This window comes from Paenibacillus sp. VTT E-133280 (genome assembly GCF_002264385.1).
GTDB classification, from domain to species: domain Bacteria; phylum Bacillota; class Bacilli; order Paenibacillales; family Paenibacillaceae; genus Paenibacillus_AQ; species Paenibacillus_AQ nitricinens.
This window is the reverse complement of record NZ_NFUX01000057.1, coordinates 14,611-39,373: the sequence shown is the minus strand read 5'-3', so window position 1 is coordinate 39,373 and position 24,763 is coordinate 14,611. Positions and strand designations below refer to the sequence as shown.

The 24,763-nt window shown below is 43.0% G+C and carries 24 protein-coding genes; 21 read left to right on the top strand and 3 right to left on the bottom strand.

The genetic code is table 11. From position 1 onward, the window contains the following. Positions 1-96: 96 nt before the first annotated feature. The 12 genes from rnz (at position 97) to CA600_RS22040 (ending at position 11,608) form a co-directional block, all read left to right on the top strand. Positions 97-1,044: a ribonuclease Z gene (gene rnz, locus CA600_RS22095; RefSeq protein ID WP_094872961.1), complete on the top strand. Its 948-nt coding sequence runs from the start codon at positions 97-99 to the stop codon at positions 1,042-1,044. Positions 1,045-1,326: 282 nt separating this feature from the next. Next, on the top strand, positions 1,327-2,115 hold the full coding sequence (locus CA600_RS22090) for an HAD-IIA family hydrolase (RefSeq protein WP_094872959.1): 789 nt from the start codon (positions 1,327-1,329) through the stop codon (positions 2,113-2,115). A 46-nt stretch (positions 2,116-2,161) separates the two neighbouring features. After that, a complete protein-coding gene (locus CA600_RS22085) occupies positions 2,162-2,977 on the top strand; it encodes an Fpg/Nei family DNA glycosylase (RefSeq protein ID WP_094872957.1) in 816 nt (271 codons plus the stop codon). Continuing rightward, positions 2,967-3,824, top strand: coding sequence for a deoxyribonuclease IV (locus CA600_RS22080; protein WP_094872956.1), 858 nt, complete (start codon positions 2,967-2,969; stop codon positions 3,822-3,824). The genes CA600_RS22085 and CA600_RS22080 overlap by 11 nt, the downstream gene beginning before the upstream one ends. 2 nt (positions 3,825-3,826) lie before the next feature. After that, positions 3,827-4,171, top strand: coding sequence for a cyclic-phosphate processing receiver domain-containing protein (locus CA600_RS22075; RefSeq protein ID WP_094872953.1), 345 nt, complete (start codon positions 3,827-3,829; stop codon positions 4,169-4,171). Then, entirely contained in the window at positions 4,168-4,491 is a 324-nt protein-coding gene (locus CA600_RS22070) for a thioredoxin family protein (protein WP_094872951.1), read from the top strand. Before CA600_RS22075 ends, CA600_RS22070 begins: the two co-directional genes overlap by 4 nt. Next, positions 4,491-5,273 (top strand): ABC transporter ATP-binding protein, encoded by a 783-nt coding sequence (locus CA600_RS22065; protein WP_094872949.1) that lies wholly within the window; start codon positions 4,491-4,493, stop codon positions 5,271-5,273. The genes CA600_RS22070 and CA600_RS22065 overlap by 1 nt, the downstream gene beginning before the upstream one ends. After that, a complete protein-coding gene (locus CA600_RS22060; protein ID WP_094872947.1) occupies positions 5,270-6,337 on the top strand; it encodes an SAM-dependent methyltransferase in 1,068 nt (355 codons plus the stop codon). Before CA600_RS22065 ends, CA600_RS22060 begins: the two co-directional genes overlap by 4 nt. A 118-nt stretch (positions 6,338-6,455) precedes the next feature. Beyond that, positions 6,456-7,958 (top strand): serine/threonine protein kinase, encoded by a 1,503-nt coding sequence (locus CA600_RS22055; protein ID WP_179281699.1) that lies wholly within the window; start codon positions 6,456-6,458, stop codon positions 7,956-7,958. Between the two features lie 145 nt (positions 7,959-8,103). Beyond that, positions 8,104-9,657, top strand: coding sequence for an ABC-F family ATP-binding cassette domain-containing protein (locus tag CA600_RS22050; RefSeq protein ID WP_042188823.1), 1,554 nt, complete (start codon positions 8,104-8,106; stop codon positions 9,655-9,657). A 72-nt stretch (positions 9,658-9,729) separates the two neighbouring features. After that, on the top strand, positions 9,730-10,770 hold the full coding sequence (locus CA600_RS22045; RefSeq protein WP_094872944.1) for a ThiF family adenylyltransferase: 1,041 nt from the start codon (positions 9,730-9,732) through the stop codon (positions 10,768-10,770). Positions 10,771-10,885: 115 nt separating this feature from the next. Beyond that, complete coding sequence (locus tag CA600_RS22040; protein WP_179281698.1) at positions 10,886-11,608, top strand: response regulator transcription factor; 723 nt, start codon at positions 10,886-10,888, stop codon at positions 11,606-11,608. A 45-nt stretch (positions 11,609-11,653) separates the two neighbouring features. Here the strand turns inward: CA600_RS22040 and CA600_RS22035 are convergent, their stop codons facing one another. Both CA600_RS22035 and CA600_RS22030 read right to left on the bottom strand, forming a co-directional pair. Next, positions 11,654-12,154: a C40 family peptidase gene (locus CA600_RS22035; protein ID WP_094872940.1), complete on the bottom strand. Its 501-nt coding sequence runs from the start codon at positions 12,152-12,154 to the stop codon at positions 11,654-11,656. Positions 12,155-12,480: 326 nt separating this feature from the next. Beyond that, positions 12,481-13,122 carry a thiamine diphosphokinase gene (locus CA600_RS22030; protein WP_094872938.1) on the bottom strand — a complete coding sequence of 214 codons (642 nt, stop codon included), beginning with the start codon at positions 13,120-13,122 and terminating at the stop codon, positions 12,481-12,483. Between the two features lie 162 nt (positions 13,123-13,284). On the opposite strand from CA600_RS22030, the gene CA600_RS22025 reads away from it, so the two are divergent. After that, positions 13,285-13,749 (top strand): low molecular weight protein-tyrosine-phosphatase, encoded by a 465-nt coding sequence (locus tag CA600_RS22025; RefSeq protein ID WP_094872987.1) that lies wholly within the window; start codon positions 13,285-13,287, stop codon positions 13,747-13,749. A 136-nt stretch (positions 13,750-13,885) separates the two neighbouring features. Here CA600_RS22025 and CA600_RS22020 read toward each other — a convergent pair whose 3' ends face one another. Next, positions 13,886-14,617 (bottom strand): alpha/beta hydrolase, encoded by a 732-nt coding sequence (locus CA600_RS22020; RefSeq protein WP_094872936.1) that lies wholly within the window; start codon positions 14,615-14,617, stop codon positions 13,886-13,888. A gap of 265 nt (positions 14,618-14,882) precedes the next feature. Here CA600_RS22020 and pdhA point away from each other — a divergent pair, with 265 nt between their 5' ends. From pdhA to CA600_RS21980, 8 genes are all read left to right on the top strand, one after another. Beyond that, positions 14,883-15,950, top strand: a complete 1,068-nt coding sequence (gene pdhA / locus CA600_RS22015; protein ID WP_042188812.1) for a pyruvate dehydrogenase (acetyl-transferring) E1 component subunit alpha — start codon at positions 14,883-14,885, stop codon at positions 15,948-15,950. Positions 15,951-15,965: 15 nt separating this feature from the next. Beyond that, complete coding sequence (locus tag CA600_RS22010) at positions 15,966-16,943, top strand: alpha-ketoacid dehydrogenase subunit beta (protein ID WP_094872934.1); 978 nt, start codon at positions 15,966-15,968, stop codon at positions 16,941-16,943. Between the two features lie 103 nt (positions 16,944-17,046). Further along, on the top strand, positions 17,047-18,693 hold the full coding sequence (locus CA600_RS22005; RefSeq protein WP_094872932.1) for a 2-oxo acid dehydrogenase subunit E2: 1,647 nt from the start codon (positions 17,047-17,049) through the stop codon (positions 18,691-18,693). Positions 18,694-18,695: 2 nt separating this feature from the next. Next, complete coding sequence (lpdA, locus tag CA600_RS22000) at positions 18,696-20,108, top strand: dihydrolipoyl dehydrogenase (RefSeq protein WP_094872930.1); 1,413 nt, start codon at positions 18,696-18,698, stop codon at positions 20,106-20,108. A 177-nt stretch (positions 20,109-20,285) separates the two neighbouring features. Continuing rightward, complete coding sequence (locus CA600_RS21995; protein WP_094872928.1) at positions 20,286-21,260, top strand: S66 family peptidase; 975 nt, start codon at positions 20,286-20,288, stop codon at positions 21,258-21,260. 107 nt (positions 21,261-21,367) lie between these two features. Beyond that, positions 21,368-22,348: a thymidylate synthase gene (locus CA600_RS21990; RefSeq protein ID WP_094872926.1), complete on the top strand. Its 981-nt coding sequence runs from the start codon at positions 21,368-21,370 to the stop codon at positions 22,346-22,348. A gap of 53 nt (positions 22,349-22,401) precedes the next feature. Then, on the top strand, positions 22,402-22,893 hold the full coding sequence (locus CA600_RS21985) for a dihydrofolate reductase (protein WP_094872924.1): 492 nt from the start codon (positions 22,402-22,404) through the stop codon (positions 22,891-22,893). 230 nt (positions 22,894-23,123) lie between these two features. After that, on the top strand, positions 23,124-24,611 hold the full coding sequence (locus CA600_RS21980) for a glutamate synthase subunit beta (RefSeq protein ID WP_094872922.1): 1,488 nt from the start codon (positions 23,124-23,126) through the stop codon (positions 24,609-24,611). Positions 24,612-24,763: the final 152 nt, after the last annotated feature.

Genomic DNA, 24,763 nt, shown 5'->3' with positions numbered 1-24,763 from the left:
CGGAACCTCCCGTAACTGGGGGGTTTTTTGCTGGAAGAAGGACGTTTAGAATAGATAAGAGATTGTTCAGCCAATAAGAGGAAGGGAGGAACAAGGATGGAATTATATTTTTTGGGTACGAATGCAGGGGTACCAACGATACAACGCAATGTAACGTCGATTGCATTAAGACTTCTGGAAGAACGCCGTAGCATTTGGATGTTCGATTGCGGGGAAGGGACTCAGCATCAGGTTCTTCGCTCACCGATTCGCCTAGGGAAGCTGGAAAAGCTATTTATTACACACTTACACGGAGATCATCTATTTGGTCTTCCAGGTTTATTATCTAGTCGTGGTTATCAGGGAGGGACTTCGCCTTTAACGGTTTATGGTCCACCTGGATTAAAGGCATACTTAGATATATCCTTAGCTGTGAGCCAATCCCGAATTCCATACAAGATTGAGATTGTCGAGCATACAGGAGGAACGGTATTTGAGGATGATGGTTTTAAAGTGGAGGCAGCATTATTAGAGCATCGTATTGATAGCTATGGTTACCGGATAACGGAAAAGGATAGTCCCGGGAGCCTCAATACGGAATTACTAAAGAGCTATGGCTTAAAACCTGGACCGTTATATGGAAAATTAAAAAAAGGTGAAGATGTTATAACGGATGAAGGTGTTCGTATCTGCGCTGCTGATGTTGTTAGAGAACCTAAAAGAGGGCGTATTGTTACGATCTTAGGAGACACAAGACCTTGTTCAGGAGCTTTAGAACTCTCACTTCATGCAGACCTTATCGTTCATGAAGCTACCTTTGCTCATGATCTGGCAGAAATGGCTTATCAATATCATCACAGCACAGCTCGTCAGGCTGCAGAGCTAGCAAAGGAAGCCGAAGCAGGACAACTATTGTTGACTCATTTCAGCTCTCGTTACAGTTCGTCTGAAGAGTTGATTCCTTTGCTGGAAGAAGCTGAGCTCATTTTTCCAGAGACATTGTTAGCTGAGGAATTCAGCACATATCCAATTTATCGAGGTCAAAACGGGCAATTGGGGAAATGATTATTTTCCGGGAAAGCGCAGGAAATGACAGTGCTATGCTAAAAAATGCTGGATGAGTCTCTCGTTCGATTTCATTCGACGAAGTGTGTTAGATTTAAAGTAATTACAGGGTGAAAGCGGTACGAATGGCTGGAAATCTTGCCGAAAACCAAGGGGAAATATCATCAAAAAAAAGTATTACTAACTATTCTAAATCCAAGCTGAGCCTGGTCTTAGATTTTATTAATACAATTATTTATTCATTACATTAATTAATTTCTTATGGAAATAGAGGGATTTATAATGGAACAGATTAAAGGATTATTGATTGATCTAGATGGTACGTTATACCATGGACATAAAATGATTCCTGGTGCAGATTTACTGATTAAGGGTCTGCGTGAAGCGGGTATTCCATTTCTATTTGTTACCAACAATTCATCGCGTACAGCAGCTAATGTGGCTGCACATTTATGTGGAATGGGAATCGATGCGAAAGCTGAGGAGGTATGTACCTCATCAATGGCGGCCGCACGTTACATAGCTGAGGAATCACCTGGGGCTGCAGTGGCGATACTTGGAGAAGAGGGTTTGCATGTGGCTTGTACCGAAGCTGGGCTCCGCATCGTCACAGACTCACCCGATTATGTACTGCAAGGCATCGATCGATCTTTCACTTATACTTCGCTATCGCAAGCTTCTCGCTGGATTATGGGAGGTGCTAAGTTTGTACTCACCAATCCAGACTTAATGCTCCCTTCAGATGATGGGGTGATGCCAGGTGCAGGTACGATCGGAGCAGCCATCGAGGCTGCTAGTGGTGTGAGTCCCGTAGTGATTGGTAAGCCGGAATCTCATTTAATCAAGTTTGCAACAGATCTTCTAAATATTGAGCCTGAACATGCTGTGGTAGTTGGTGATAATATGCGTACAGATATAGCTGCTGGAGTAAATGCGGGCTGTCGTACAGTTCTTGTATTTACTGGATTGACTAACGCAGAGAATCTTGAACACTATAAAAACATTACAGGGATCTCACCAGATGAAATTTGTGCCGATTTAACTGAACTTAAAACGTTTCTCGGTGTATAATAGCTAGGATCTTATTACTTCACCAACCTAGAGGGGACGATGAGCTATGCCGGAACTGCCGGAAATGGAGAATTACAAAAAGCTGCTAAGTCAGCATATTATAAATGTGCCAATTTCTGATGTAATCGTGAACAGAGAGAAATCAATTAATATTGAGACAGAAGCTTTTAAAAATGCATTAATCGGTGCCCGTGTTGTTTTTGTTGAGCGGCGTGCCAAGTATATTTTGTTTCATCTTCATGATGGACGAAGACTACTTTTACATTTGATGTTAGGTGGACTCCTTTTTTATGGATCAGAGGAAGAACGGCCGGATCGAAACACACAAGTCGAAATCGTATTTGGAGATCAAATTCTTTACTTCATAGGACTTCGATTAGGGTATCTGCATTTGGTGTCCGTTAAGGAAAGTGAAGCTACAATGGGTAAATTGGGGCCTGAATTGCTGGATCGTAGAATGACGCTAGAACGGTTTACAGGATTATTAAAGGGACGGCGGGGTGCGCTAAAAAGCCTGTTAGTAAATCAGCATGTGATGGCTGGAGTCGGGAATTGCTATGCCGATGAGATTGCTTTTGAAGCTAGGCTGTTGCCTTCTACACTAGTTCAGAATTTAACGTCTGACTCCATAACCCGTCTATTTGAGAGCATCCAAAACGTACTAACTGAGGCCACGGAAATTGGTGGGTACATGGAAATGCCGTTTATGACTGGGGATACAGTTACAGGTTCATATAATAATCAATGTAAAGTGTATGATCGTGAAGGCGAGCCTTGCCTTCGTGACGGGGGAACAATTATCAAAACAGAGCTTTCTGGACGCAAAGTGTTTTATTGCCCAGACTGTCAGCATGACCAATAGTCTTCAAATAGGGGCTCATGTTAGCATTCGCGGTGGATATGGGAGAGCTGCCCGATTCGCTTGGGAGAGCGGTGCAACATGTTTTCAATATTTCCCTAAAAACCCGCGCAGTTTAAAACTTAAACAGTTGGATGTTCGAGATACGAGGGATTGTTTGCTCTTTTGTCAAGAAAAAGGGATCTCCTCGATTGCTCACACACCTTATGGGATTAACATGGCGGCTGGGCTAGATGATGTTACTCCACGAAAGGTTTATGTAGCCTCTCTCTTAAATGATCTGGAGATTGCAGAAGCTTGTGGTTCATTAGGCATCGTTGTTCATTTTGGACATTTTGGTGGAATGGAGCCGTTACAAGGCTATCAAAATATTATACAATGTATGAATGAGGTGCTTCAGTCCTGGGATGGTCGTACTAAGCTGCTTATAGAGAATCAAGCCGGCAACCATGGAAATGAAGGAATTACACTTGAAGAACTTGTGAAAGTTCGAGAGCTTAGCCAATTTCCGGAGAAAATAGGATTTTGTTTGGACACCTGTCACGCTTACGCAGCTGGTATCTGGAACCCTGAGCGAACGGAAGACTTCCTTGAACGAGGAGAGAGACTTGGATTTTGGCCACATCTTGTTGCTGTCCATTTAAATGATTCTAAGTTTCCTTTCGACTCAAGACGCGACAGGCATGCTGGAATCGGACAAGGACATATTGGAGAACAGGGGCTAAAAAGCTTAATGTCCTCCGGGCTTTTACGAAGCTCAGCTGTTGTCATGGAAACGGAGAAGGGTGCGGATGGCAGTCACCGAAAAGAAATTGCTACCGTGCGTGGTTGGTTTGAAGCGGAGGCGTAATTGTGATTCATATCTTTATGGATGATCTTCGAAAAGTACCTAAAGGGTTCGCTCTGGCTCGTTCGACGGAAGAATGTCTTCTAATGTTGCGTGAGTGCGAGGTAGATGTTTTATCACTGGATTACGATATGGGGCCGGATGATTATTCGGGTGGAGAAGTTGCCAGACGGATCGTATTGGAAGGACTGTTCCCCCGAGAAATCTATTTGCACACTTCCAGTCTTTGGGGGCGAAAAGAAATGTATGAGATCTTATATACTGCTAAACCTGAGGGGATGCTTTTGGTAAATGGTCCCCTGAGTTCTGATAAGCTTCACGATATCGCCGGGGAGACGGACTTGAAATGAAGGCAATGAATGAAGTGGAATTACTGGAGGCGCTCGAGAGTTCAGGCGAACCGCTTATAATATTTTTACACACTCCACTGTGCGGTACTTGTAAGGCAGCTGAACGGATGTTAGAGGTGGCGGCTCATCTATTGCCTGCTGAACTTCAAATGGTTGCAGGCAACGTGAACATGCTGCCGAATTTAGTACAACAATATCGTATTACGAGCGTTCCTGCACTACTTGTAGCTTCTGCAGAACGGGAAAATGATCCGAATGTTTATTATTCCATGGTTTCAGTTGAGCGAGTACTGGAATACATAAGGAGTGTTATATCATAATCATTTCATTACAACATTTATCTCTCCGCAGGGAAGAAAGCTTAATCTTGGACGATGTGTCGCTAGAAGTTAAAGAAGGTGAGAACTGGGTCATTTTGGGACGGAATGGCTCCGGTAAAACCACAATTTTAGAGATGATGACTGGTTATTTGTTTCCTAGCAAAGGGACTGTAGAAGTGCTGGGTAATAAATATGGGCAATGTGATATACGCGAGGTTCGTAAAGAAATTGGCTATATCGGGCCTTCCTTGATGGAAAAGATGTCATTAAATGATCCGGTGTGGGAGGTCGTAGCAACAGGTGCTTACGCTTATTTGCGTTTCTACGAAACAATCCCTACCGAAGTAAAAGAGAAAGCAATCCGCATGCTGGAAGATATGAATCTAGGCAATATGGCATTTCATCCTTTTGGGACCTTGTCACAGGGGGAACGTAAAAAAGCTATGCTGGCAAGATGTCTTATGGCTGACCCTAAGCTATTAATTATGGACGAGCCATGTGCTGGCCTTGATCTATATGAAAGGGAAAAAATGCTGGCTGAAATAGATAAGCTGAGACAGCGTAATGTTTCTGTAGTGTACGTAACTCACCATGTGGAAGAAATTGTCCCGCTTTTCACGCATGTTGCATTAATTCGTGAGGGTAAGCTAGCTGGATCTGGACCGAAAGAAGAAGTATTAACGAATGAAATGATCTTGGCCACTTATGATATTCCTGTTGATGTTGAATGGGATAGCGGTCGTCCCTGGATTAAAATTAGACCTGGAGGCAAAACGATTTGAACGATTTAAGACAAGATACCGAAGAGCAGAACATTGCTCCGGAAGAAGAAGTATATTCCCGATATATTTGTACAGCTAATCACGGATTTGCGCCTTATGCGCAAGAAGAGCTTCGCCGTTTATTCGGTGCTGTGAAGAGTACCTTGTTACTTCCAGGCGAAATCTTTCTGGCTACATTGCAATGTGAACCAGAGGAAGTAACGCGCCTACTCACACAGAATCTTCCCATTTTCCTGCGTCATATACAGCCTGTTCAGTTTCAGGATGAAGGAACCATGGAAGCTCTAGAGCGTTTGGCGGTGTATTTAAGTCGCCACACTGAGCTTGAGGGTGCAAAGGTATCCCTGAACGTTCGTAAAGGTGATCCTTCCTTCTGGCAGGACAGTCCGGGAGAACTTCGTGAATGGCTCCAAGAGCAACTGCAGAGCTTAGGCGCAGAATTTACTGTGCAAGATCCAGCCTGGGTTATTTCAGTCTACGCAGACGGGAATGCCTTATATGCAGGTGTGTCCAGACCAGAAGCTAATTTATCTAGCTGGAATGGCGGTGCCATCCGTTTCCGTAAGGAAGATGGACAAATCTCACGTGCCAAGTTCAAACTAATGGAAGCGGAGAAGGAGTTTGATATTCCTTTTTACAGCTTCCGTAATGCGTTAGATATTGGTGCTTCTCCAGGTGGGTGGACTTCTTTCTTACTGGAACGTGGAATGAAGGTTACGGCGGTTGACCCTGCGTTAATGCATGAGTCCCTTCGTAATTATCCGGGCTTGAAAATCCTTCGTAAAAACGCAGGAGAAGTAAAATTCCGGGACAATGAATTTGATCTGCTCGTGTGCGATATGAGCTGGAGTCCTAAGCTGATGGCGAAGCTAGTAACCGGGTTACTCCACAGTCTGTCACCGGGTGGGACAGCCATTGTGACCGTAAAACTGATGCATAAGAAACCACTTGCGATGATCAAAGAAATTATTGCGATGTTTGAAGGGGAGCGTATGCAGATTCAGCGTTCAAAGCAGCTATTCCATAATCGTGATGAAATTACACTTTATATGGTTAAGTACTAAATCAAACATATTCTAAATACTAAGGGAAAGCATCCCGTTATTAACGTTTCCGTATTTTGCGGTAAGAATGTTAATGGCGGAAGCTTTCTCTTTTTTTTTGCGAAAAGGGGGAGTTAGATTGTATTTTGAGACGAAGCTTAAGATTGGACAGGTTATTGATGACAGATACAGAATTACGGGCCTGATTGGTTCAGGTGGGATGAGTATTGTTTATCTTGCAGATGATTTGCGTCTAAAGGGTAAACAATGGGCTGTAAAAGAAAGCTTATGCTTAGATGCGCTGCATTCTGACATCCAAGCGGAAGCCGATATGTTAATTACATTAGCCCACCCGCGATTGCCGCGTATTGTCGATTTCTATCTTCCGGATCGAGAAGGGTATTCCTATTTAATTATGGACTATATTGAAGGTGTGAGCTTGAGTCAGCTAATGAAGGATAATCCCGGACCTTTGCCAGGTGACTTCATCATTCAGGCGGCTAAGCAGCTTTTAGAAGTTCTTCAATATCTGCATGGTCATCAACCACCGATTATCTATCGTGATCTAAAGCCTTCAAATATCATGTTGACACTGCAAAAAGAACTGATGTTAATTGACTTTGGGATCGCACGAAGCTACAAACACGGTATCTCTGAAGATACGGTTAAGCTGGGTACGGTTGGCTTCGCTGCACCTGAGCAATATGGAGGTGGACAGAGTCAGCCAGTATCTGATTTATATGGACTTGGAGCATTAATTCTCTATATGGCAACTGGAGGGCAATGTAGCCACTGGGAGTACGGAATGGAAGATCGGTTATATAACCATATGCCAGTTGGGATAATACCAATCGTAAGACGTTTGCTGCGGCATCATCCGGAGGAACGGTATCAGAATGCAGAAACAGTTCTAGAGGCGTTAGTTAAAGTGGAATCCGAAAGGGAGAGAGGAAGTGTTTTAGCAGTCTCACTACCGCTACCGCTTGAAAAGCGAAAATCGTTTGTTATTGCTTTGCTCGGTGTAGCTTCAGGTCTTGGAACAACACATACTTCTTTTGCGCTGAGTAGCTTTCTTGCACAGAAGGGGGCAACGGCTTGGGTTGATTGTTCACCCAATTCATCGGTTTATGACCGCATTCGCAACCTATTGTACACACAGATTACTCCTGTCCCATCTAAGGAGGAACAAGCTGCTTTTTCATGGAAAGGGGTGCATTATTGGAAACGTCCTATTCACGGAAAAATGGCTGATTTGCTGAGAGGGGATTATCAATTTGTAGTGTTGGATCTTGGCGTTGGGGAATATGAAGGGGCGCTTGCTGAGTTCAAATATAGCGATATGCCGATTCTAATTACTTCTGGTGCAGATTGGCGACTCGAAGATTTACTTCTGTGGATTAGGCGTAAGGGTTTACAGCCTGAGACGAATTGGAGGGTGGGGTTACCGCTAGCTGAACACTCGTCTGCACAACTGCTACAAGCGGCTATAGGTACAGATAAGGTTTTTGCACTACCTTTTCAGCAAGATCCATTCCAGCCTAAGGGGAAATTGATAGAAGTGATCAATGGAATGTTTGAGGAAGTATTAGATTTACCGAGTAAGGGGAAAGCCCGAAGTTTTTTTAAAAGAAAGGCTGAATGAAGCGGTTCTCTATGCTTCCTCTTTTCACTCAACTAACTTTTAGTTCAGTGTTGCATTAAAGTGTGTTAAAATATATATTTATACGTGTTTTGAAAAAAATAAGAAAGTATAAGTTTAAGTATAGACAGGAGCTTGCGGAGAATTTATGAGTTTACTTAGTGTAGAAGACGTTTCCCATAATTTTGGGGATCGGACGTTGTTTAAAAATGTTTCTTTCCGGTTGTTACCGGGTGAGCATGTGGGAATCGTAGGAGCAAATGGCGTAGGGAAATCGACGCTTATGAATATTTTGACAGGAAAACTGTTGAAGGATAGTGGAAAAGTAGAGTGGACGCCTCGCGTCCGTTATGGTTACTTGGATCAGCATACGATCTTAACGCCAGGGAAAACCATCCGTGATGTATTGAAGGACGCTTTCTTGCCGCTTTTAGAGCTGGAACAGGAAATGCTAACTATAACTGAAAAGATGGGCGACGCTTCTCCTGAAGAGTTAGAGATGTTACTTGAGCAAATGGGAGACATTCAGGAACAGCTGGACATCGGAGATTTTTATCTTATTGATGTAAAAGTGGAGGAAATGGCGAATGGCCTCGGCCTATCCGTTATTGGACTTGACCGTGATGTTGCTTCACTAAGTGGGGGTCAGCGCACAAAAGTTCTGCTCGCGAAGCTTCTGCTTGAGAAGCCGAATGTACTATTGCTGGATGAGCCTACTAACTATTTGGATGTTGAGCATATCGACTGGTTAACAAACTATTTGAAGCAATATCCATATGCATTTATATTGATTTCTCATGATACGGAATTCATGAATAAAGTCGTAAATGTGGTCTATCACCTTGAGTTCGGTAAACTTACTCGTTACACTGCGAACTACGAGAAATTCCTGAATATGGCCGAGATGAATAAAATCCAACACATTGATGCTTATGAGAAACAACAGGATTTTATTAAGAAACAAGAAGATTTCATACAGCGTAACAAAGCTCGTGCCTCCACATCTGGACGGGCGAAAAGCCGTGAGAAACAACTAGATCGTATGGATCGAATTGATCGTCCAGAAGAAGCTGCTAAGCCTACCTTTAAGTTTAAAGAGAGTCGTGCCAGCGGTAAAACAGTCTTCGAAGGCATTGATTTCGAGATCGGATATGATCGTCCGTTGTTACCTATGCTAAATATGACCATTGAGCGTGGAGAGAAGATCGCTATAACTGGTTGCAATGGTGTCGGTAAATCGACGCTCCTGAAGACTATTCTTGGCGTGATTCCTACGTATAGCGGTAAAACGTATCTAGGAGATTATCTGAACTCCGCGTATTTCCAACAAGAAGTGAAAGCAGCTAATCTTACACCTATTGAGGATGTCTGGAATGAATTTTCTAGTCTAACCCAGAATGAAGTGCGTGGACATCTAGCTCGCTGTGGCCTGAAAAATGAGCATATTACCCGACCGCTTAGCATGCTGAGTGGTGGTGAACAAGCTAAGGTCCGTCTTTGTAAACTGTTGATGCGTGAGAGCAACTGGGTTCTGTTCGATGAACCTACCAATCACCTTGATGTTATTGCCAAAGCTGAGCTGAAGCGGGCATTACAAGAATATAAAGGCACAGTTCTGCTCGTCTCCCATGAACCTGATTTCTATGAAGATTGGGTTACGAAAATTTGGGATGTTGAACAGTGGTCAGCAGTACAAGTATAGAATCATCATACTCCCGGGGAATAGCAGACGATCTGCTGTTCTCCGGTTTTTGGATATGGGGAGGGGGATCGAATGATCCATAATGATGGGCGTGAAGAACGTTATTCGCGGCAGGTCCGCTTTGCCCCATTTGGCGTAGAAGGACAAGAAGAGCTCGCGCAGTCTAGTGTATTAGTCGTTGGTGCAGGTGCGCTTGGTACGGGAATTGCAGAGACGTTGGTACGCTGCGGGGTCGGTAAAATTATTTTAGCTGACCGTGATTATGTAGAGTGGAGTAACCTTCAGAGGCAGCAGCTCTATACTGAGGCAGATGCCCAAGAACGTATACCTAAGGCTGCTGCTGCGCAGAGCAGACTTCAACAGATTAATTCTGAGGTCGTTATTGATGCTCACGTTATAGATGTTCGTGCCGAAGAGCTGGAAGGGCTCATTTCAGGGGTTGATCTGATCATGGATGGTACAGATAATTTTGATACTCGGCTCATCATTAATGATATGGCGCTTAAGCACGGTATTCCTTGGATCTATGGTGCATGTGTAGGCAGTTATGGAATAACATATACGATTTTGCCTGGGGAAACTCCATGTCTTCATTGTCTTCTAGGCACAGTACCATTAGGAGGTGATACCTGTGATACGGCAGGTATACTACCGCAGGCAGTCCAACTAGTTACGGCAAATGCAACGGCAGAGGCGTTGAAACTACTAGGTAAGCGTAAAGCTCAATTAAGAAACAAACTGTTAACGTTTGATGTGTGGCGGAATGAATACCATGAAATTGGAGTAAAAGCTGCCAAAAAGAAAAACTGCCCTTCTTGTGGGAGTCATCCGATCTATCCCTATCTAATGGCAGCGAATACCGGACGAGGCGATGTTCTATGTGGGAGGGATACAGTGCAAATTCGCCCTGCGCGACCACAGAAGCTTAATTTGCAGGAAACTGCGGATCGGTTGTCTCGTTTAGGAAGTGGAAGCGTGGACAGCAACGCTTATCTGGTTTCTTTTATAGAAGGACCTTATCGGTTAGTTATTTTTGCTGATGGTAGAGCGTTGATTCATGGGACAAAAGATATTGCTGCTGCTCGAAGCTTTTATCATCGATATTTTGGATAAAGAAGCTGTAAATAGGTGTTGAGGCCATTTCTCAGGAATGGTCTTTTTGTTTTCCGGGAATTCTATATGTACCGCTGTGATGCTGGTGCAGGTCATATGGATATGGGGGGACTTTGTGATTGAACAAATAATATGGTATATGGCTGATAGCAGTAGTAGAGAAGAAGATCGAGCCGTTATAGAAAGTGTGCTACAAGATATTGGACTTGAAGCAACAAAAAGCGAAGATCCCGAGGATCTCCGCTTATCCATATCAAAAGTAGAACCGGTACTGCTGCTTGCTGAGTTATGCGAGGTGGGGACTTGGGAAGGCTGGGACATAATTTCCGCTGTAAGAGCTGAGGGGATGATACTACCGGTAATGGTGATTTCCGGTGAACAATCTGAATCGGGAACTGGGGCAGTTTCGGCGTTCTCAGCCGGGGGTAATGAATATATGACAAAGCCTTTACATACCGGTGAATTCAAACACAGAATTCTAAATTTGTTAACCCTTACTGGACGGCGTCGAAATTTAAACCAAATACTGAGAGTCGATGGTTTAATGCTCGATCCCAGCCGCAGGTTTGTAAGTCGCGACGGGATCGAGTTAAAAATGACGCCCAAAGAATTTGATCTATTGTATTATCTCGCTGCGAACCAAGGAATGATATGCTCCCGCATCGAGATACTTAAGGAAGTATGGGGTTACCAATTTCACGCAGATACCAATGTTGTAGATGTTTACATTAGACATATCCGTTTGAAAATGGATAAAGGACACCGGAACAAGTTAATTCACACTGTTCGCGGAACAGGATATGTAATGAGGGCGCCCGAAGGCGGCACCACATCCTGAGACTAGTTCTCTCTTATAGTTATGACTCTACCACAGAGCGATTGTTTACAGTACGCGGCGAGCCTTTAAATATGTTTTTTTCCAATTACCGGAGTTAAGATCGGAAATCGTAACACCTGGTTTACCGTAAGTGTGCAGAATTTTGCCATTGCCTGCATAAACAGCAACGTGAGTTACATTTTTACCGTTTGCTCTGCTACCGCTGGAGAAAAATACTAGATCACCTACACGAAGATCAGCTTTTGATACAGCTGTGCCTACTTTGGATTGATCTACGGATGTACGAGGCAATGTTACATTATATTGTTTAAAGATGTATTTTGTAAAAGAAGAGCAATCAAAAACTTTAGTAGTAGAAGTGGATGCACCGAACTTGTAAGGCACGCCCATATATTTCTTCCCTAAATTCACTACACTTTGACCTTTAGACACGGTAGCTGCTTCAACTTTCGTTGCGCCTACGCCTGTTGCCATCATTGTACCTAAGCCCATTGTAGTAACCATTCCTATAACAATCGCTTTTTTAATCCATTGTTGTTTATTCATGTTGTAGTACCTCCAAGGTGTTAGTCTTTGTTGTTGAATTTGTTTGTCTTGCTTGCCTGATTCGTAGTATAGCAGGTTATCTATTACATAAAAATTGGTAGAGGTGCAATAAAGTGAGGCTGGGCATGGGTTGTAAGCGTTTTATTAAAAATTCATTAAAAGTTACAAAAAATTAATAATTTGATATATTGGGATCATAAAAAAGCCGAAAAACCCTTGGTACTAAAGAGTTTTCACGGCTTTTTCGAATTTGAGATAAAAGTTACAATGATGTTTCTAAACTATAAAAAAGTAGCATTTTTACGTTAATTATGTTCCCTATGTATCTAGTCTTTACTCTGAATGATCAGCAGCAATCCACTTCGAATGTTAACCGTTCCTGAGGACGAAATCAGTTTGTTACTCACACCAAGTGATTGTCCAAGCTTCAGGGTAGCGTCAGTTAATGGATATTGAAACCCTTCTAAGGTAATACCTGATACTTCTGGGGTTAAAGGCAGTAAAGAAACGTACGTGTAGCCTAAATCGTTGATCACTACCTTGGAACCTGTAAGGGTTATATAGTTATGAGTGTCCATGACGTAGCAGTTGATTTGACGTTGCAGAGCTCTTGTCATCATTTGAATGCTAGCCAGGGAATGGTCAATACGAGTACCGGTAACACCTAATAGTAGAATCGACTCCGGTTGCAGATCCATCGCAATATCGAGCGCCATCTCGCTATCTGTCAAATCCTTGTTCACGGCATCACAGGTAATGGTCTTCTTACTTTTCTTTTCAATATTTTGAAGTGCCTCAGGTGAAACAGAATCAAAATCACCTACTGCTATATCTGGTGTATATCCGTGCGAAATGAGAAACAATGCTCCTTCATCCGCACCGATAATAAAATCATCTTCATCTAATAGATCGAAATAATCAGGAGATAATGCTCCACCGGCAAAAATAACGACTCGTTTGGATGACATAACATCCATTCCTCCTCTTAAACCTCTTGTTGAGTATCCTGTCCAGTATAATGCAGATCGAAAGGTTGCACAATTGACCTCGAGAACGCTAAAATGATAGTGTGCGATCTTTTGAGTATAAATTCACATATAATTAGGTTTAACAACTGGGAGGTGAAGGAAATCGTAAGCGTACTGTTTGTATGTCTGGGTAATATTTGTCGGTCACCAATGGCAGAGGCTGTTCTGCGGCATAAGATTAATGAACGAGAACTATCTGATAAGATTCTTGTAGACTCAGCGGGAACTGGAGATTGGCATATTGGCAAGGAACCACATGAAGGAACAAGACATATTCTTGATCAGCACAGCATCAGCTATGAGAATATGATGGCGCGTCTAGTTAGCAGCGAAGACTTCCAAAAGTTTGATTACATCATCTGCATGGACAAGTCTAATGGAGAGAATGTTCGAAAGGTTTCAGGCGGGGAAGACGCCAAACTAATGTTCTTCATGGATTTATTGCCTGAGGAGGAACTGCGCGAAGTGCCCGATCCTTACTATACAGGTAATTTTGAGCAGGTATATGACTTGATTAACGCGGGCTGTGACATCTTGCTGGAAAGAATGATAAGAGAAAAGCTGTAACCTCTTTGGATTACAGCTCTCTTTGTATGTTTTATATTGTAAATCGAGTAAAGTTGCTGGATTATACTGTAAGCGCCATCAAGTAATCTACATACTGTTCTTTAGATGTTCACTATTTACAACTATCAATAGGTCTTTATGTGTTTAAAAAATAGAGTAGAGATTCTGGGAGTTCTTTCTGCCAGAAGCCCCAGAGATGGCGTCCGTCTTTCTCTCGGTAGGATACGGTTGCTCCACGTGATTCAAGCAATGTTTTTGTTTCTCGATTCATCTGAACAAAATCATAAATACCAGTATCCGTTTTGTAGTCGGTCTCCTGCAGACCAACGACCATATTAATGTTGAGCCAGGATAGATCCTCTTCCTCAGCCAGCATGTCGCGGGATTCAGGATAGAATGCACCTGAAAGGCTGATGATACGGGTAAAGATCGCTGGATAAGCAAGGGCAAGATGGAGTGATACACTGCCCCCAAGGGAGTCGCCAGCTAAGATACGTTCGTCCGGCGTACGGCGTACAGGATATTTTTGTTCAATGAAGGGAATAATCTCTTCGGAAAAGCAAGATAAGTACTGTTTGAATCGGTTGCCAAAAGGAGCATATTCTTGGGTTCGCACCGCGACGTCTACTTCGACACCAACAATGATGAAGGGCTCCACGTCCTCTTCTATTATAAGACGTCCAGCAAGTGTAGCAATGCGGCCAAAGTTAAAGAATTCTTCACCGTCTTGGCAGTACACCACTGGGTAGCTTAAAACTTCGTTGTAGCCGGGAGGGAGGTAGATGCGTAACTTGCGTTCCTCCTGCAGATGTTCACTCCAAAGCGTTTCTTTTACAATTGTGCGTTTCAGAAAAACAGAATCGCTCATAGTTGCCACGTCACCTTTCTTGTCGAATTTTGCAATACACACGGATTTGCTCTAAAATGAATAGCTGAGTAACTGTGTGATTAATCATTTACTTGTTCCAAAAGCTTTAAACTGTTATATAAAAATAAATCACCTGTTATACATACAAAATTTAAAGGAATATAAATTTTATAAGTATTTCTTTGACGAAAGTAACCAAACAGGTGTATAATAATATTATAACAGAGGCAGCTGATATTCAAATTTTTTTATTGAGGTGAAGATAATGAGTAAAGTTCCTTATGAAGTGTATACAGAGGACGTCGAGGCTCTAACGGTACTTTCCCCGGATGGAGAAATTATCAACAAGGATAAAATGCCTGATTTAACCGACGATCAACTGAAAGAAATTATGTATCGTATGGTATTTACCCGTACTTGGGATGATCGTGCAGTAAATCTTGGCCGTCAAGGCCGTCTTGGTTTCTACGCACCGGTATCCGGTCAAGAAGCTACTATGATTGGTAGCGAGTACGCTTTGGAGAAAGAAGACTTCTTATGCCCAGGCTACCGTGATATTCCGCAGCTAGTATGGCACGGACTTCCATTGTACCAAGCATTCTTATATTCCCGTGGACACCAGCATGGTGGAGCGATTCCTGATGGCGTTAATGTATTGATGCCACAAATCATCATCGGCGCGCAAATCCTGCACGCTACAGGAATTGCAATGGGCTTTAAATTGAAAAAACAAAAGAGTGTTGCAATTACTTACACTGGTGATGGTGGTTCTTCAGAAGGCGACTTCTATGAAGGCTTGAACTTTGCTGGTCGCTTTAAACTGCCTGTTATCTTCTTTGTTCAAAACAATGGTTATGCGATTACGACTCCGTTCGCAAAACAAACAGCTTCCAAGTCGATCGCTCACAAAGCGGTTGCAGCTGGTATTCCAGGAATTAAAGTTGACGGCATGGACATCTTTGCAGTAATCAGTGCTGTTCGTGACGCTGCTGAGCGTGCACGTAATGGCGAAGGTGCTACATTGATCGAAGCTGTAACTTACCGTTTCCGTCCACACTCCCTTTCTGACGATGCAAGTAAATATCGTTCGAAAGAAGAAGAGGGACAATGGAGTGAAAAGGATCCAATCAACCGTCTTGCCAAGTATTTGGAGAAGAAAGGTCTTTGGACTGAAGAAGATACGCTGCGCGTGAAAGATGAAGCGAAAGCTACAGTTAACGAGCAGATCAAAAAAGCTGAACAAACCGAAAAAATGACAATACCTGGCTTGATCGACAGCATGTTCGAAGTAACACCTAAACATCTGGAAGAGCAAAAAGCCGATTTTGAATAAGGGGGATATCAGGCAATGGCACAAATGAATATGAAAGAAGCGATTCGCGACGCGATGCGCGTTGAACTGAATCGTGACCCTAACGTTCTTATCTTCGGAGAGGATGTTGGTAATGTAGGTGGCGTTTTCCGTGTAACAGAAGGTCTGCAAAAAGAATTTGGCGAAGATCGTATTTTTGATACTCCACTAGCTGAGTCCGCTATCGGTGGTCTGGCATTTGGTCTTGGTGTACAAGGCTTCCGCCCGATTGCTGAAATTCAATTCGTAGGTTTTATCTTTGAAGCACTGGATCAGATCGTTGTTCAAGCGGCACGTCTGCGCTGGCGTTCTGGCGGTAAATATAATGCTCCAATCGTATTCCGTACTCCTTTTGGTGGCGGGGTTAAAGCTGCTGAGCTTCACACAGATTCACTTGAAGGTTTGATTGCGCAAAGCCCGGGTATTAAAGTAGTAATTCCTTCAAACCCATATGATGCTAAGGGACTTCTAATCGCGTCTATCCGCGACAATGACCCTGTATTCTTCATGGAGCATTTGAACCTTTACCATGCTTTCCGTGCTGAAGTACCAGAAGGTGAATACACTGTTGAACTTGGCAAAGCAAACGTAGTGCGTGAAGGTACAGACGTATCGATCATTACTTACGGGCTGATGGTACATACAGCTACCAAAGCAGCCGAGCAACTCGAAAAAGAAGGCGTTAACGTTGAAATTATCGACCTTCGTACTGTAAGTCCAATCGACATCGACACTATCGTAGCGTCTGTGAAGAAGACTAATCGTGCAATCGTAGTACAAGAAGCTCAAAAGAGCTCCGGTGTGGCTGCTGAAGTTATTGCACAAATCAACGAAAAAGCTCTGCTGCACTTGGAAGCACCGGTTCTGCGTATCGCAGGTCCTGACACCGTGTATCCATTCGCACAAATTGAAGATACATGGCTTCCAAACCCTGCGCGTATTATTGCAGGCGTGAAGAAAGTTTTGGATTTCTAAAATATTTCCTATGAGAAACGGTTGTCATCCCTAAAGGATGACAACGTCGTTTCTTCTTCTCTAATCATAAGGTCAGTCCCAATTTCACAAGGAGGTTTTCAAAGTGGCAAAGTTTGAATACCGATTCCCTGAACTAGGTGAAGGTTTGCATGAAGGTGAAATCATCAAAATGCATATCAAAGCCGGTGACAAGGTAACGGATGATGATATCGTAATGGAAGTTCAAAATGACAAGGCGGTAGTTGAGGTGCCTTGTCCAGTGAACGGTACTGTGTTGGAAGTTTTGACTAAAGATGGTCAAGTATGCCGTGTTGGCGAAGTTGTAGCGATTATCGAAGCTGAGGGCGACGTTCCTGAGCAAGAAGGTCATGCTGCTGAAGAAGCTCCGGCTCCAACTCCAGCTGCTGCTCCTGCATCTTCGAATGCTAAATCAGCAAATTTTGAGTATCGTTTCCCAGAACTAGGTGAAGGTCTGCATGAAGGTGAAATCATCAAAATGCATATCAAAGCCGGTGACAAAGTAACCGATGATGATATCATCATGGAGGTTCAAAATGACAAGGCTGTTGTTGAAGTTCCTTGTCCAGTGAATGGTACTGTGTTGGAAGTTCTGACTAAAGATGGTCAAGTATGCCGCGTTGGCGATGTTGTAGCTATCATTGCAGCAGAAGGTGACGTTCCTGAACAAGCAGGTCATGCCTCTGCTGAAGCTGATGCAGCACAAGGAAGTGCAAATACTACTTCTTCCCCTGCAGCAACTAGCCCATCTGATGCTAAACAAGGCGGATCTGCAAGTGTGACACCAGCTCCTGACCGCGATGTATTGGCTACACCAAGCGTTCGCAAATTTGCTCGTGAGCAAAAAGTCGATATTTCCAAAGTGAACGGAACTGGAAAAGGCGGCAAAATCACACGTGAAGATGTAGAAGCATTCTTGAAGGGTGGTTCAGCACCTGCTGCAGCACCTGCAGCAGCGGCTACTGAAGCTCCTAAGGCTGCTAAGACCGAAGCTAAAGCAACATCTGCAGCAGCAAGCGGTAATGTAAGTCTTGAAGAAGAACGTGTACCATACAAGGGCATTCGTAAAGCGATCGCTAACGCAATGGTTAAATCTGCTTACACTGCACCACACGTTACCATTATGGACGAAGTAGATGTTACTGAACTGGTAGCATTCCGTACACGTATGAAACCTATCGCTGAGAAAAAAGGCGTTAAGGTTACTTACCTTCCGTTCATTGTTAAAGCTTTGGTTGCGGCTTCCCGTCAATTCCCAGCGCTCAACGCTATGATTGATGAAGAAGCAGGCGAAATCGTCTACAAGAAATACTACAATATCGGTATCGCTACTGATACTCCTAACGGTCTGATCGTTCCAGTTATCAAAGACGCTGATCGTAAGAGCATTTGGATGATCGCTAGCAGCATCACTGACCTTGCTGTTCGTGGTCGTGACGGTAAATTGTCTGCTAACGAAATGAAGGGTAGCACGATCTCCATCAGTAACATTGGTTCTGCTGGCGGCATGTTCTTTACTCCAATCATTAACTTCCCTGAAGTGGCTATCCTCGGAACTGGCCGTATCAGTGAAAAAGCAGTTGTGAAAAATGGTGAAATCGTAGTTGCTCCTGTAATGGCGTTGTCACTCAGCTTTGACCACCGTATTATCGATGGTGCGACTGCTCAAAACTTTATGAACTACATTAAATCGCTGCTCAATAATCCTGAGCTGCTGGTTATGGAGGTATAATTATGGTAGTAGGAGACGCTTCTCTAGATATTGACACATTGGTCATTGGTGCAGGTCCTGGTGGGTATGTAGCGGCAATTCGTGCCGCTCAGCTCGGCCAAAAAGTCCTCATCGTGGATAAATCGGAACTCGGCGGTGTATGTTTGAACCGCGGATGTATCCCTTCTAAAGCACTGATTGCAGCAGCACATCAGTTCGAATCTGCTAAGCATGGTGAAGTTTTCGGTGTTACAGCTGAGAACGTTAAAGTGGATTTTGCCAAAACTCAAGAGTTCAAAAACGGCGTAGTTAAGAAAATGACTAGCGGCGTGACTAGCTTGATGAAGGGTAACAAAATTGAAGTATTTAACGGCGAATGCATGTTTATCAGCGACACAGAAGCACGTGTGTTCAATGATCATGAATCCCCACGTTATCGCTTCAAACACTGTATCATTGCTACAGGTTCCCGTCCGATTGAATTGAAACCTTTCCCATTCGGTGGACGCATTTTGTCTTCGACTGAAGCTCTGGAACTTCCAGAAATTCCGAAGAGCATGATTGTAATCGGTGGTGGATACATCGGCGCTGAACTTGGCCAAATGTACTCCAAATTCGGTACTAAAGTAACCATCATTGAAGGTTTGGATACTGTACTTCCAGGCTTCGATAAAGATATGACTCGTTTGGTTGCGAAGAACATGGCTAAAACTGGCATCGAAATCGTAACTAACGCTAAAGCTGAAAGTGCTGTACAGAACGACAAGGAAGTTACTGTGAAGTATTCTGTTGGTGGCGAATCCAAAGAAGTAACTGCGGATTACTTGCTTGTTACTGTAGGCCGTCGTCCTAACACTGACGGTGAACTTGGACTAGACCTGATTGGTCTTGAGCTCGAAGAGCGTGGATTGATCAAAGTCGATCACCAAGGTCGCACTAGCATTCCTAACATCTTCGCTATCGGCGACGTTGTTCCAGGTCTGGCGTTGGCTCACAAAGCTTCTTATGAAGGTAAGATTGCCGCAGAAGCGATTGCAGGACTTACATCTGTTGTTGACTACAAAGTCATCCCAGCAGTTGTGTTTACAGATCCTGAGTGCTCAAGCGTTGGTTTGACTGAGAAAGAAGCGAAAGACAAAGGCTACAAAGTGAAAGCTGGTAAGTTCCCATTTGCAGGGAATGGCCGTGCCGTATCTTTGAACAGCCCAGAAGGTTTCATCAAAATTGTTGCTAACTCCGAGAACAATCTTGTGCTTGGTGCACAAATCGTTGGTATCGAAGCTTCTAACTTGATCGCTGAACTTGGTTTGGCTATCGAAATGGGCGCAACACTTGAAGATATCGCTTTGACTATTCATGCGCATCCAACCCTTGGCGAAATCGTCATGGAAGCTGCTGAATTGGTTGAAGGTCACCCTATTCACGTAATGAAATAATTTCTTTACCCAATTGCTCTAGCAGGCACTGAAAGGCGGAACGCATTTGCGTTTCGCCTTTTTGAGTTTTCCACTTTTTTGAAAATAGATATAATGGAAGGAGATGAAACAAATTGATCGAATACTCTATAAAATCATTCATCCGTATTTTAAAAACTTATATAGGGAGGACAAATGATGAAACCCAATAAGTTAAAGCCTGGTGATGAGTTGCGGATCATCTCACCTGCCAGAAGTCTGTCATTAATCGCTGCTGAACAAAGGAAAATTGCCAAAGAACAGCTGCAAAAATTAGGTTTTCGGATATCATTTTCCGTAAATTCCTTTGAGAAGGATGATTTTGTCTCCTCATCGATCGATTCTAGAATAGAGGATTTGCACGAAGCTTTTTTAGATCCGAATGTTAAAGGGATTCTTACGACCATTGGAGGCTTTAATAGCAATCAGCTGCTACGTTATATCGACTATTCCCTCATTGCTGAGCATCCTAAACGATTATGCGGGTATTCGGATATTACGGCTTTAAGTAATGCGATCTATGCTAAAACAGGATTAGTTACATATTCCGGACCACATTTTTCTAGCTTCGCAATGCTTCACGACAATGAATATACAACCGAATATTTCCGTAAGCTGATGATGGACAACAAAGAAATAGTGGTGAGGCCTTCGAAGCATTGGAGTGATGATGAGTGGTATCTGGATCAGGAGAACCGTGTATTTATCAGAAATGAGGGCCCATTCATTATCAATGATGGGGAAGCAAAGGGGACAATTATCGGTGGGAACCTTTGTACATTAAATCTTTTGCAGGGAACGGAGTATATGCCAAGTTTAAAAAATTCGATATTATTTGTAGAGGATGATTATGAATCATCGCCTGCAACGTTTGATAGGGATTTACAATCGCTGATTCATCAACCGGATTTTCAGCATGTTAAAGGATTGGTTATTGGAAGATTCCAACAAGGATCACGCATGACTAAAGAACTGTTGATCAAAATCATAACTTCGAAAGAAGAGCTATCAGACATTCCTGTCATTGCAGACGTGGACTTTGGACATACATCCCCTATGATTACTTTCCCTGTAGGTGGACAAGCCTCACTTCGTGCTTATGGGGTTAGAGTAGAGTTAAGGATATCGGAGTAGTGAACTCCCCAGATTATTAAATAAATTTAAAAAATATCTTACCTTCTACAAAAATCGGATTTTTCAGATATAATATATGAGGTGAAATATTACGGAGGTGCAGTAAATTGAATAATGAGTTAGAACAAACCTATTTGAATTTTTTACAATATATTTTAGATCATGGTGTAAAAAAAGAAGATCGTACCGGAACAGGTACAATTAGTGTATTTGGTTATCAAATGCGATTTGATTTATCCAAAGGCTTCCCATTATTTACAACAAAACGGACACCGTTCCGTTTAATCGCAAGTGAATTATTATGGTTTATTAAAGGCGACACAAACATCCGTTATTTATTGAAAAATAATAATCATATTTGGGATGAATGGGCTTTCAAAAGATGGGTTGAATCAGACGAATATGCAGGTCCAGATATGACGGATTTCGGGAATCGTTGTTTAATTGATGAAGAATTCAATCAAGTTTATCAAGCAGAGATGAAAGCATTTTGTGATCGTGTCTTAGAAGATGATGCGTTCGCAGCGAAGCATGGTGACCTAGGGAATGTTTATGGTAAGCAGTGGCGAAATTGGACATCTTCTACGGGTGAATCCATTGACCAATTACAAGATGTAATTCATCAGATCAAAACAAATCCTGATTCTCGTCGTTTAATTGTAAGCGCATGGAACCCGGAAGATGTTATAAATGCTGGGGCAAAAGGAAGTAAAGCAGCGTTACCCCCTTGCCACGTTATGTTCCAGTTCTATGTTGCCAATGGTAAATTAAGCTGTCACTTGCTGCAGCGCAGCGCTGATTCTTTTCTTGGCGCTAACTTCAATATCCCGTCTTACTCATTACTTACACATTTAATAGCACATGAATGTGGTCTAGAAGTAGGTGAGTTTGTATATAGCATTAGTGATGCACATATCTATTCAAACCATGTTGATCAAGTAAAAGAGCAATTATCAAGAGACTTAAGACCATTGCCTACATTGGTCATTCATTCAAATCAGAAATCACTTTTTGATATCGAGCTGGAAGACCTTATCATTGAAGGGTACAACCCGCATCCTTCGATAAAAGCGCCGATCGCTGTGTAAATGAATTGTTATCAAGATTTTTTGATCTTAATAAGTAGGAAGGAGCGTGTTTCATGAGTATTAGCTTAATATGGGCAATGGGCACCAATCATGTTATTGGAAAAGATAACGATATGCCTTGGCATTTACCGCTGGATTTCGCTTATTTCAAAGCGGAAACACTGGGGAAGAGAATGCTTATGGGCCGCAAAACGTGGGATTCACTCGGAGGGAAGCCTCTAAAGGGCAGAACAAGCTTAATTATGACTAGAGATACTGGTTATTCTCCTGAAGGTGCAGAGGTTGTACACACGCTTGAGGAAGCTCTCAGCGAGGGTAGAAAAGGCGATGAGCTGATGGTGATCGGCGGTGCGGAAATTTATAAGCTGATGTTGCCATATGCTGACAAGCTGATGTTAACACAAATTGAACAGGATTTTGAAGGGAATACCCGGTTTCCTGATATTGACTGGAGTCTGTGGAAAGAGGTTTCAAATAAGAAGGGAATTCGTGATGAAAAGAATCCGTATGATTACCGTTTTCTTGTTTATGAACGTACGGAATAGCAATAAAACGTTTTCTCTGACATAACATGTGAAATAGTACAAAAAATCAGTAGATTAATCCATTACTGTGCAAAAGTAATGAGTGCTACTATAATTAAAATTAGAAATGATAATCTACAGGTATAGAATGTGCAGGTACTTCATTGCGCTGCTCACAACCATAAGAAGCCGCAATATGCTACAATGTACTATACTTCAACACGAAGAGAACGGATGGGGGAAACGTAAACATGTCTACACCTACAGGTTTTATGGAGTATAAACGGCAGCTCCCAGGTGATCGGGATCCTGAACAGCGGGTAAAAGACTGGGAGGAGTTCCACCATCATTTATCCGAGGACGAGCTTCAGACACAAGGAGCGCGCTGCATGGATTGCGGAACGCCTTATTGTCATACAGGAATTGATATGGCTGGTGGAACCTCGGGTTGTCCAGTTCATAATCTAATTCCCGAGTGGAATAATTTGGTGTACCGCGGACTCTGGAAAGAAGCACTGGAACGTCTGCATAAGACGAATAATTTCCCTGAGTTTACTGGAAGCATTTGTCCTGCCCCTTGCGAAGGCTCTTGCACAGTGGGTCTAATTGGACAGCCGGTGACCATTAAGACCATTGAGCTAGCTATTATTGATAAGGGCTTTGAAGAAGGCTGGGTTGTACCTAATCCTCCAGAGAAACGTACAGGCAAAAAGATTGCAATCGTAGGCTCTGGACCTGCTGGACTAGCAGCAGCAGCTCAACTAAATAAGGCTGGACATACTGTAACTGTATTTGAACGCAGTGACCGCATCGGCGGACTGCTGACATATGGCATTCCCACTATGAAACTCGATAAGAGAGTTGTACAACGTCGTGTAGATTTATTAGCTGCAGAGGGCATTAATTTTGTGGTGAATACAGAGATTGGTAAGGATATTCCTGCTCAACAGCTAGTGGATGAGTATGATGCGGTTGTTCTGTGTGGTGGGGCTACAAAGGCACGTCGGTTTAACGTTGAAGGCAGTGAGCTTAAGGGTGTTATGTACGCCATGGATTATTTAAATGGTACAATTAAGAGCTATCTAAATTCCAATCTTGAAGACGGCAACTATGTATCTGCAGAAGGTAAAGACGTGATCGTCTTGGGTGGCGGTGATACTGGTTCTGACTGTGTTGCTACAGCACTTCGTCATGGCTGCAGCAGCATCACTCAATTTGGTACACATGAAAAAGCACCTCTTCAGCGTGATCCGATTGCTAATCCATGGCCTCAATTCCCGAATGTATACAGCCTGGATTACGCGCAAGAAGAAGCTAAAGCCATTTTTGGAGATGATCCGCGTGAATTTTCTATCATGACTACTAAATTTGTTGGGGATGAAGAGGGCAACTTGAAAGAGCTTCACACCGTACAGATCCGCCGGATCGTAGATGAGACAGGTCGTAAGATCTATCAACCTGTTCCGGGCACTGAAGCTGTATATCCTGCTCAACTCGCTCTGATTGCCATTGGTTTTGATGGTCCTGAACAAGATATTATTCAACAGCTTGATCTTGAAACAGATCGTCGTTCCAATGTGAAAGCACGTTATGGTAAATTCAATACGAACATAGATAAAGTATTTGCTGCTGGCGATATGCGCCGTGGTCAAAGCTTGGTCGTTTGGGCCATCAATGAAGGACGCGAAGCTGCGCGTGAAGTGGATAAATACTTGATGGGTTCAACTGTTCTTGTTTAGGAATTAGGATTTAATACAATATTTAAATGATAAAAGCATTGACCAAGGATCTACGATTCAAAAAGCGTTAGAACAGAGAGGGAACCCACCGGGTGAAAGGTTCCTCGAACACGTGTGAATGGTATCCTGCCTTGGTAGCTGTAGCGGTAGTA